The sequence below is a fragment of the Pedobacter sp. genome (assembly GCF_045628745.1).
GTDB lineage: Bacteria > Bacteroidota > Bacteroidia > Sphingobacteriales > Sphingobacteriaceae > Pedobacter.
Window position 1 is genome coordinate 1 of record NZ_JAZQPU010000454.1, and the last position, 9,950, is coordinate 9,950.

The 9,950-nt window shown below is 42.1% G+C and carries 8 protein-coding genes and 1 pseudogene; 5 read left to right on the forward strand and 4 right to left on the reverse strand.

Annotation, left to right across the window (positions count from 1 at the left end):
- Positions 1-615: 615 nt before the first annotated feature.
- The 5 genes and pseudogenes from ACR2F7_RS16360 to ACR2F7_RS16380 all read left to right on the forward strand — a co-directional run.
- Positions 616-894, forward strand: a pseudogene (locus ACR2F7_RS16360) (efflux RND transporter permease subunit); the annotation flags it as partial.
- Entirely contained in the window at positions 881-2,128 is a 1,248-nt protein-coding gene (locus tag ACR2F7_RS16365; protein WP_432714613.1) for a TolC family protein, read from the forward strand. The pseudogene ACR2F7_RS16360 and the gene ACR2F7_RS16365, both read left to right, overlap by 14 nt.
- The gene (locus tag ACR2F7_RS16370) at positions 2,106-3,290 is read left to right on the forward strand and encodes an efflux RND transporter periplasmic adaptor subunit (RefSeq protein ID WP_432714614.1); all 1,185 of its coding nucleotides are present in this window, start codon (positions 2,106-2,108) and stop codon (positions 3,288-3,290) included. The genes ACR2F7_RS16365 and ACR2F7_RS16370 overlap by 23 nt, the downstream gene beginning before the upstream one ends.
- A gap of 2 nt (positions 3,291-3,292) precedes the next feature.
- On the forward strand, positions 3,293-4,501 hold the full coding sequence (locus tag ACR2F7_RS16375) for an efflux RND transporter periplasmic adaptor subunit (RefSeq protein WP_432714615.1): 1,209 nt from the start codon (positions 3,293-3,295) through the stop codon (positions 4,499-4,501).
- Positions 4,502-4,602: 101 nt separating this feature from the next.
- Complete coding sequence (locus ACR2F7_RS16380) at positions 4,603-5,136, forward strand: DUF3347 domain-containing protein (protein ID WP_432714616.1); 534 nt, start codon at positions 4,603-4,605, stop codon at positions 5,134-5,136.
- Between the two features lie 30 nt (positions 5,137-5,166).
- Here the strand turns inward: ACR2F7_RS16380 and ACR2F7_RS16385 are convergent, their stop codons facing one another.
- From ACR2F7_RS16385 to ACR2F7_RS16400, 4 genes are all read right to left on the reverse strand, one after another.
- A complete protein-coding gene (locus tag ACR2F7_RS16385; RefSeq protein WP_432714617.1) occupies positions 5,167-6,294 on the reverse strand; it encodes a cytochrome-c peroxidase in 1,128 nt (375 codons plus the stop codon).
- Positions 6,295-6,303: 9 nt separating this feature from the next.
- A complete protein-coding gene (locus ACR2F7_RS16390; RefSeq protein WP_432714618.1) occupies positions 6,304-7,809 on the reverse strand; it encodes a DUF6850 family outer membrane beta-barrel protein in 1,506 nt (501 codons plus the stop codon).
- A 3-nt stretch (positions 7,810-7,812) separates the two neighbouring features.
- Positions 7,813-9,015 (reverse strand): DUF4876 domain-containing protein, encoded by a 1,203-nt coding sequence (locus ACR2F7_RS16395; protein WP_432714619.1) that lies wholly within the window; start codon positions 9,013-9,015, stop codon positions 7,813-7,815.
- Positions 9,016-9,029: 14 nt separating this feature from the next.
- On the reverse strand, positions 9,030-9,950 hold a 921-nt coding region (locus ACR2F7_RS16400), incomplete at its 5' end, for a hypothetical protein (RefSeq protein ID WP_432714620.1).

Genomic DNA, 9,950 nt, shown 5'->3' on the forward strand with positions numbered 1-9,950 from the left:
CTACTAGGCGTCAACAGATGCTCGAGTCCAAACTCGCAGAAAGCTTGTATCCTTGGCTAGTAGCTGATCAATGCATCAAAATTGGCACTTCAAGCCTCAGCTACGTCTTCCCAGCGTCCGTTCTGCTCCATCCTGCCAGCATCTGCCACCTCCTTGCGAACCTCGCCTAATACGTCTATGTCAAGCTCAACAATCAGCCACCAGCGCCGGGCGAGTATGCCGGTGATGGGGATTAGTACTCGAGTAATCACTTGAGAAACGAGGACTTTGGTACTCTGCCCACTCGAGTAGTCTACTCGAGTAATACTCGAGCACTCAGAGTTGTGCCAAGAGCCAAAGTAGAGAGCTCAGTTGTGGCGACGAAAGCAATCGGCAGTCTCATCAAAGCAGTTAGCCAGTCATAGAGGAGCTTGGCACTACTCTTCCGATACTCACTAAATGGCCATCTACGACTCCGCCAGTTGCTACCCGAGTAGCAATCTCCTCCGGGGCTTTGAAATCTTACTCGAGTAGCTACTCGCCCAGCGCTGACCCTACCGACACCACATGCCCTCGGGATTCGAGTCCGTTTCAAGCCACCGTCAATCCACGTGCACTTCTCGTCTTCACATAGGTACTCGAGATGATTTACGTGAATATGTGGTCAGGGGAGCTGCCAGGCGACTTCGTCCGAAATTAATGACTGTTTGTGTGTCCTTATTTGGCCTGATCCCCGTATTATGGGCAACGGGTGTGGGCACTGATGTCATGTTGCCTATTGTATTACCCATGATAGGAGGTGTATTGACCTCCTCTACACACATTTTACTGGTTACGCCATTGATCTTTTTAATGGCTAAAGAATATGAATTGAAAAAATACGGAAAACTGGAGGTACATCATGTTCAGCATTAAAAAAATAGCCCTGTTACTGGCACTTTTACCGCTTCAACTCTTGGCTCAAAAGGAAGTTTTAACGCTGGATACGGTATTAAAAAGAATAGAGAACAATAACCTTTTGCTGCAGACTTATGCGCTAAAAGCTGAAAGTTTCAAACATAAAGCGGAGGCTGGCACTGCCTGGATGGCCCCCATGGTTGGTGTTGGAACTTTCATGACGCCTTATCCCGGTCAGCAGGTAATGGAACAAGGTGATAAAGGTGCCCTGATGTTCCAGCTGGAACAGGAAATCCCTAATCCGGCGAAGCTCAATGCCCAAAAACGTTATGTGGAATCGCAGGCTGCAGTAGAACTTGCTGGTCGTGATATTGCCTTGAATGAGCTGAAAGCACAGGCAAAAACTTTGTACTTTACCTGGGTTGTTGCCCAACAGCGCATTAAGGTGCTGAAAGAAAATGCAAAGCTCATGCAGATGATGAAAAAGATTGAGCAAATCCGCTATCCTTACAACCAGAGCCAGCTGTCGGGGGTATATAAAGCCACCGCCAATATTGAAGAAAATGAAAACATGATCAGCATGCAGGAAGGGGAAATTGAAAAAGCCCGTGCATGGCTCAACAGCCTGATGAATTTACCGGGCAGCCATCCGCTGGAAATCGACCTCAGCTATCAGCCCCGGTTTTTAGCAGAAAGTGTGATGGATACGACCGCATTGGCTAGTCAGCGGAAAGACATTGCGCAGATGGAACTCAACATTAATTCCATGAAGCTGGGCATATCGGCCATGAAAGCAAAGGCTAAGCCCGACTTTAAAATCCGGTTTGACCACATGTCTCCTTTAGGAAAGATGATGCCCCAGGCCTATAGCGTAATGGGAATGGTCAGCATTCCTATCTCACCATGGTCATCGAAAATGTATAAAGCGGAGGCTAAAGCGATGGATTATGAAATTCAGGCGATGGAAAAACAGCGAGCTGGCCTATTGCAAGAAAGCCAGGGAATGTTAACAGGCATGCAATATCAAATCAAGACCATGGAAAAAAGAATCAAGGCTATGGAAGAAAAGATTATCCCTGCACTTCAGAAAACCATGGATGCCGACTTTATCAATTACCAGGAAAATAAACTCCAGCTGCCTGCAGTGATCAGCTCCTGGGAGGCCTTGACCATGATGCACTCCACCGTATTGGAAGAGAAAATTAAGTTGTACCAAATGATCGTCGATTATGAAAAGGAATTATATCGCTAGCTTTTTGATAGTTGGTTTTTTGGGTATGGCTATACAAAGCTGCAAACCCAAAAAGTCAGCAGATCTTACAATAGAAAACAAGGCCACTTTGCCACAAGAAAAAAAGACAGCTCACTTTCCTGTGGTAAAGGCAACGAAAGGGTCAAAAATTTACACACTTGAAGTGCCCGGCCGCGTGGTGAATGATACAAGGAATCAAGTGCAGCTCGCTAGTCGTGTTACTGGGCGTATAGAAAAGTTGTATATCAAATACAATTTTCAACCGGTTAAAAAAGGACAGCTGGTGATGGAAATCTATTCACCAGACCTTGCCACAGCACAGCGTGAATTATTGCTCATCCAGTCGTCGGGAAACCAGGAAGGCATGCTCGAACCTGCAAAACAAAGATTAATGAACTTAGGGATGACAGCCACACAGGTCAGCAGAATATTGCGCACAGGACAAATTTCTTACAGGGTGCCTGTCTTTAGTCATGCTGATGGTTATATTTTAGAACAACAGGCAGCAACAGCTGCAGCTTCACCTACAGCGGCAACAACAAATGCCGGAGGTGCTGGAATGGATAATATGGGTGCCGGAAACAGCACTAACAAACCTGTTAACCAAACTGCCGCAAACCCTGCAAGTTCGCCTATATTACTTCGTGAAGGTCAGTACGTCAGTGCCGGACAAAGCATTTTCACCATTTACAAAGCGGGGAACCTGGTGGTAGAATTTTCTTTATTGCCCAGTGTTGTTGCACAGCTGAACAAAGAAACCAGCGTCATCATTCAAAGAACGGCAGATCAGGAGAAAACGCTAAGGGGTAAAATCGGTATGCTGCAACCGGTGGTCAATGCTGGAGAAAACTTTGTGATCGCCAGGGTTTATCTTCAAAACAGTGGACTTCAGGCCGGAGAGCTGGTGAGCGGGCAATTTCCATTTGTTGCCAGCAAAGGTTATTGGCTGCCTAAATCAGCTGTGGTGTCTATCGGTAACCAGGATGTTGCTTTTAAAAAGCAGGGCAAAACCTTTATTCCCATAACGCTGAAAACAGGGGTAAAGCTTGCGCAGGAAGTGCAGGTATTCACAGAAATTGAAAATGCAGAGTTTGCCAAAAATGCGGCCTATTTGGTGGATAGTGAGAGCTTCATCCAAACGGTAAAAACAAAAACGGATTAACCATGGAAACAAAACATATAATTAGAATCCTTACAATGATACTGCTTGTTCCTCTATTGTTCTTTACCGCATGCAACCAGGCAGAAAAAGAAGTGCAACAGGGAAAAGCTGTTTCCTATACCTGTCCTATGCACCCGCAAATTGTGCAGGATAAAAAGGGAACCTGCCCAATTTGCGCCATGGATCTTGTACCTTTTGAGAAAAGTAATGCAGAACTGGCGCTACACCTTGATGAACGACAAAGGTCATTGGCTAACATCAGCACCATGGCTATGGCCACAGAGGGCATGGAAACCTTTAAACAATTGAACGGCCGGTTGATCATTAACCCTGAAAAAATAACGTATATTTCCAGTCGTGTTGCTGGTCGCCTTGACCGATTATTTGTGAAGCAAACAGGTGAGAAAATAACCAAAGGACAGCCTTTATACCAAATTTATGCCGAAGAACTGGCTTCTTTACAGCAGGAATACCTGTTAGCTTTGGCTACGGCAGCCGAGTTTCCGGCCGACAAGACCTTTAAGCAAATCCTACAATCGGCTAAACAGAAGTTAAAATTATACGGACAAACGGAAGCACAGCTACAGACCCTGCAGCAGCATAAAAAGACAAACCCAAACATTACTTTTCTGGCGACAGAAAGTGGTACCGTGGCTGAGTTAGCTGTTACCGAAGGACAATATGTGACCGAGGGCAGCGCTTTAATGCGCATTGAAGGTTACCAATCTTTATGGGTAGAAGCAGATATTTACCCTGCAGAACTGGCTGATTTTAAACAGGGGCAAAAGGTGAAAGTAGTGATTCCCGGTTATGACGATCAACCACAAATGGTATCGCTGAATTTTGTTAACCCAGAATTGCAAGCGTCGTCTCAATTGATCCAGGTACGGGGTACACTCCCTAATCCAAATAACCAATGGCAGCCGGGTTTACAGGCCAATATTTTTGTGCCTTCGCAAAGCAAAGGCAATGGAATGAGCCTGCCCGTTAATGCAGTGATCCGTGATGGAAATGGAAGCCATGTATGGATAGAAACTGCAAAGGGCAAGTTTGAACCCCGTAAGGTGACCACAGGAATGGAAAGCTTTGATGCAGTAGAAATTAAGGAAGGACTGCAAAAAGGCGATCAGGTGGTTGTTACGGGTGCATACCTGCTTTACAGCGAATACATCCTAAAAAAAGGGAAAAACCCAATGTCACACCACAATTAAGCTTCGAATCAATTGGATTGATTTTCCAATAGAAAATTAAATAAGAATCAGTTGATTACAAACAAAGAAGAAACCTTTGAGATCCTTAAAAAATTAAATCAATGAAAACAGCAATAATAATGCTAACACTCTTATCCCTGATGATCATGGCTTGTCAACCTGAGCAGCAGCGCACAGCAACACCAATTCCTGCTGTGGTAAAAACAAAAAAGCTAACTGGCTTAAACAGCGACCAGCTGAATGCCGTTTACCAACAATACCAGTTGTTAACCAATGCCCTCACAGCAGGCAATGTTACGGGAGCAAAAGTGGCCGCTTTAGCCATTGAAACAGGAGCTAAGCAAATTAAAGATGCAGGGGCTTTAACAACGGCAGCAAGGCAAATGACCACCGCAGTTGATATTAAAGCACAAAGAGCCATATACGCTCATTTAAACGAGGCTTTTATTCCTTTAATCAAACAAAGCGGTATAAGTGATGGCGAACTTTATGTAGCGCATTGCCCTATGGCATTAAACGATAAAGGGGCGTTTTGGCTAAGCGAGGGTAAAGACATCAAAAACCCTTATTTTGGTGAGGAGATGCTCACCTGTGGCACAGTTAAAGAAACCATAAAGCCTGCTCATGGGGAATGATGCAGGCTTCTATGGATCTTAAAAAAATACTTATTTGTCTCTCACCAATTCTGGTCGGGGCATTTTATATTGTGTAGCAGTAATGGCATTCATAAAGGCTACAACAGCTTGAACTTCTTCGCCGGTTAAGTTCAGTTTTTGTAAAATAGGGTCCGTCTGCGGATACAAAGGGTCTTTCAGCTTTTGCTCCGGCTTAGGATCTATCATATGCATGCCACTATTATAGAGGTTAACTATACCTGTCATGTTATCAAATAGACCATTGTGCATCCAGGGGTTACTATTCATCACATCTCTTAACGAAGGTGTTTTAAATTTACCCACATCATTAGCATCTTTAGTGACGTTGTAACGCCCTAAATCATTGTACTTGCGTTTGTAATAAGTTAAGCCGATATTATGAAAGCTATCGTCACTCAAATACTGACCATTATGGCAGTTCATGCAACGCGCTTTAGTACGGAACAGGTGCATACCGTGGATTTCCTGATCTGTCATGGCTTTATATTCACCATCAAGAAAGCGGTCAAAACGACTGCGGCGACTCATTAAAGTCTCCTGGAATCTAGCCAAAGCATCTGCTATCTGTGGAACGGTAATCTTTTCGGTACCATAAGCCTCTTTAAATAAAGCAACATAGGCTTTAATTTTACCTAGTTTCTGGCCTAATTGTTTGGTATCCATGTTCATTTCATGGTGCGTACTTATCGGTACAACAGCCTGTTCCTCTAGTGTGGTTGCCCTTCCGTCCCAAAATAGAAACTTCCTTTGCGAAACATTCATTAAGCTAGGGGTGTTTCTTGAACCTAACATATGGTCGTTACCTAAAGAAACAGCTCTTTTATCGCCGAAAGACATTTGAGGATCATGACAGCTGCTGCAGGAAATCTGGCTCGAGCTGGATAACATAGGGTCAAAAAACAACAGTTTACCAAGCTTCACTTTAGGTTTAGCCATGGTTTTAAAATATGTAGAATCAATAGCCACAAGCGATTTAAACTCCTGAAAATCGATACCTTCATCAAGAGTAGGTTTAGGCCATTCTGCAATTGGTTTTTCGTACTGTTTGCGTAATGCTTTTAAATCAATTTCATCTATGAAAGCTGTACTTGTTATAAATACGGCAAGGATAGCTGCTATGGTAAAAATCCTCTTCATGTGTTGTTTTTAAAATGAAAATCCAGCAGTAATGCCGAAGTATTTTCTATTGATAGTCGTTTGGTAACATCCTTCAGCCTGAATAAAGCACGCTAATTTTTCTGACACGGGGAAATCAGCTTTCAGATGTACACCGTATGTCATACTGGAGGCGCTAAGGTACGCGAAATTACTGTTTAACATGCTAAAAATGGCAGTTTTTGGGTTGGCATCATCCCAATAATAATTACTTTCCAACATTTCTGTTTTGTATACTTGTACCCGGGCACTGAACACACTGTTTTTCAAATGCTTTACACCGGTTAGATTTAAGCCAACCAACAAGCTGCTGTAATCAAGGTAACGTGCAGGATCTACATATTGCTGGTTATTGGTTGTAAACTGTGCATCACCACCAATATACCAGTTAAAAGTTCCTGCTGTTTTGCCATAAACAGTATGCAATTTCAGGGTTAAGTTATCATTCAAAAAACGAACGTTATTGTTTATTCTTTGTACAGAACTTTCTACATCATTGTTGTTGAATTTAGCCTCAAGCCCCTTACGCTGTGATGTAGATGCATTTATTTTAACCACAAAGTGATGGTCGTTTTCTTTGTTAAGGTAGCCAATGCTGCCCTCGTATGTTCTTTCATCGGCTTCCGAAATAGGGGAGGCAATGCGGTCTAATTGTTTATCCAGTGAAAACTGCTTAAAAGCAATTTCGGCAAAGAAGCCCTTTTGCGTAATAGGGGCTAGGGAAAATGCCGCAGCATAACTATTGGCACTATAATAGGCTTTCTTCCTTTCTCCAGCCAACAGTCTATTATAGGCGCCTAAACCAGCATCGTGGTAAACCAGTGGAGAACCCAGCTCACTTACAAAATCAAGTTCATTGTTTTGCGTGTATTTCTGCCCTTTCAAGGCTAGTGCAAGCGCATATTTTGTGCTGATTTCCCTTGATGCAGAGAAATTAACGTGAATGTCAGATGTAATATTTAAAGGCCTTGGATCTACATCTCTAAAAGCCTGTACACCCCGGTAGCTGGCTTCAAAACCAAAGTTATTTCTACCTGTTTTTTTTGCCAGTCCGCCTTTAAAGAAATAACTTTCCGAATTCAGGTCACCGCCAACAGTATCAGTCATTACATAAGGGTAAACGATATCAAAATCTGAAGATTCGTTGAAATTTACCCCCTTAATCTTTTCGTTGATATAGTAAGCCTTGCCCCATAAAGTGAGGGTAGGTGATTGTTTAATATAGGTTTCTGAATTGACCTGGTAACCTTTTTGGCCATTTCCTTTTTGTTGCAGGTAAAGATCTTGCTGGTCGTTGGTATAAGTGGCCGACAGGTGGGAGAAGCCAAAATTACGCTGGTAAGGCCGTAAAGCCGGACTGTTAAAAAACTGGTCGGCAATGGCAGTAACAGGCGATGTTTGTTCTTTCAATTGCAATACCCGGGAGGTAGAATCTTGGGCATAGGTTTGACCTATACCCAGGAATGCAATTGATAATATAAGTTTTTGCAGTTGCATTAATTATTTCATTAAAGAAGGCTTAGCTTCAGCCTCAAAATCTAAAGTAGAGTTGTTGGTGTCTTTTAAAATCTCACGCCCATCTGCGATTGCACTTACTTTACGACGAACACTTTTTCCGTAACGCGTTGCATCTTGATCAACTTTTCCGCAATAAGACCATCCTTTATCCAATGAAGGATCAGTAAGGATCCATTCAAAACCAGAAGGAATAGATAAGTTTACCGCATCGATAATTTGTGCATTTGGAATTTTATATGCTGTAGAATTTGTGGTATTTCCTAAAGCATTTTGATAACCATAGGTATACAAATTTGCAGACTTATAGGCATCTACAGTTTGTCCTTTTTCAAGGCGCGCCAACACATAACTTTTAAAACCACGGTTGTGCATGGTCATAGAAGAAGTAATGCCAATTAAATCTGTTACCTGAGGATTGTCTACATTGATAGAGGAAATCAAAGGGATTTCAAAGTCTGCTTTAGTCAGGTCCAGGGAGTTGATGTTGTACTCTAAATGGTTAATGGCATTGTTAGCAATTACAATTTGTTTTCCTGGTAAAACAGGGTATTTAGTGCCATCGCCTGGGATCATCATCAACGAACCTGCAGAAAAGGCTTGCGACATTATACTGGGTGTATACTCTCTTTTTGTAGTCGATACAAAAGCAGCTTCAGCAATCACCAAGCCATCAGCATATAAAGTTTCATTCGTATTGTTGTAAATAATGAAATACTTATCGCCATTATAAACCTTTGCTTCTGGTGTAACGGTACCTGTATAAAAAACTTCTTTGATTACAAAGTCTGCTTTGGCATGCGAGATAAATAAGGCTAAATTAAAGCTATAAGCGTCACCATTAATCAGCACACCTTGTTTATAGCCACTTACTTTATCAGTCAGTTTTTCGGTGCCATCCACATAATTAATGTCCCCATCAAGACTCACATCATACGATCCTTCTGCTAAAGATACATTCAAAGCTTTACCAGCTTCCACGCTAAAACTGGTAGTTTTACCACTGTTAATTTCTTTAAACACAATTTGTGTGTTTGAAAACACAACCGCTGTGATATCCTTTGGGTTGGTGAAATCAACACTTACCGCAGTTTGAGGTGTAGACAATGGATCGTTCTTTTTACAAGCACTGAAGTAAAGCATGCTAAAAATGCTCATGCAGATGACTGATAGTTTTGATAGTTTCATTGCTCTATATATATTTAAAGGTTAAAATTAAGTTCCATTCCAAAATATGGACTGTTAAATTCTTGTCTGGTAACGGTTACACCATTATTGGTGTAATTTGGGGTATAGGTAAACAAGCGGTTGACGAACATGGAAACTGCTGCTGTTTTTTTGAATCTTTTAGTGGCTTTAAAATTCACCTGAAGATCAATAGGGACTGTTGTTTTTCTAAATAAGGAGGCCGCATGGGTAAGGTTCAGGTGATTCAGGTTAGGGTCTGTTTTACTTGCTTCTGTATATGGTCTTTCTACGCCATCCACACCGAGGTAGGATACTGGCGTTCCCGATTTAAAGGCCATTTGGTTACTTGTAAACCAAAGGTTTTGAAAAGAGCTGGAAAGCGTTAAGCCCAATTTAGGCAGGTCGCTGTCTACAGTTAGGTTTGTGTTAAATTGCTGAATATTCTTGCCATCGGTATCATTATAATAACCAATGTACTGACTAGTTTTGCCCTCGGTTACCGCAATAGTGGAAATGACTTTATAAAAGGGATAGGTGTTTTCATAGGTTGAATTGAACCAGGCACCATCTATTTTAAAACGGGTATTGATACCCGGAAAACGACGAGAGACAAATTGAAACTCAACACCTTCTTTATTCAAAGTACTGCCGTTGGTGGTAGTGGTGTAGGCATAATACTGACGTTCATCTGTTGATTGGAAATCGCTTGTGAGGGGTGCTGCAGTTAAATTAGCCGCATCTACTGAGGTGTTGTCATATTTCTTATAGTCTAAGATGCGGTAGTTAGAGGTACTTCTGAAACCATCCGACAGCTTCTCATTGAAATAAGTTAAGGAAAGTCTGTTGCCATTTAATTCAAAATCTGCATTAAGCTCCAGCTTTTTATTGACGGCTGCTCTTAAATCAAAGTTTGTTCTATCGGTGATATAAGTGAT

What these genes read in the sequence shown, in the direction of transcription:
- ACR2F7_RS16365 (WP_432714613.1), top strand. Translation starts at nt 881, where the DNA reads ATGTTCAGCATTAAAAAAATAGCCCTGTTACTGGCACTTTTACCGCTT.
- ACR2F7_RS16370 (WP_432714614.1), top strand. Translation starts at nt 2,106, where the DNA reads ATGAAAAGGAATTATATCGCTAGCTTTTTGATAGTTGGTTTTTTGGGT.
- ACR2F7_RS16375 (WP_432714615.1), top strand. Translation starts at nt 3,293, where the DNA reads ATGGAAACAAAACATATAATTAGAATCCTTACAATGATACTGCTTGTT.
- ACR2F7_RS16380 (WP_432714616.1), top strand. Translation starts at nt 4,603, where the DNA reads ATGAAAACAGCAATAATAATGCTAACACTCTTATCCCTGATGATCATG.
- ACR2F7_RS16385 (WP_432714617.1), bottom strand. Translation starts at nt 6,294, where the DNA reads ATGAAGAGGATTTTTACCATAGCAGCTATCCTTGCCGTATTTATAACA.
- ACR2F7_RS16390 (WP_432714618.1), bottom strand. Translation starts at nt 7,809, where the DNA reads ATGCAACTGCAAAAACTTATATTATCAATTGCATTCCTGGGTATAGGT.
- ACR2F7_RS16395 (WP_432714619.1), bottom strand. Translation starts at nt 9,015, where the DNA reads ATGAAACTATCAAAACTATCAGTCATCTGCATGAGCATTTTTAGCATG.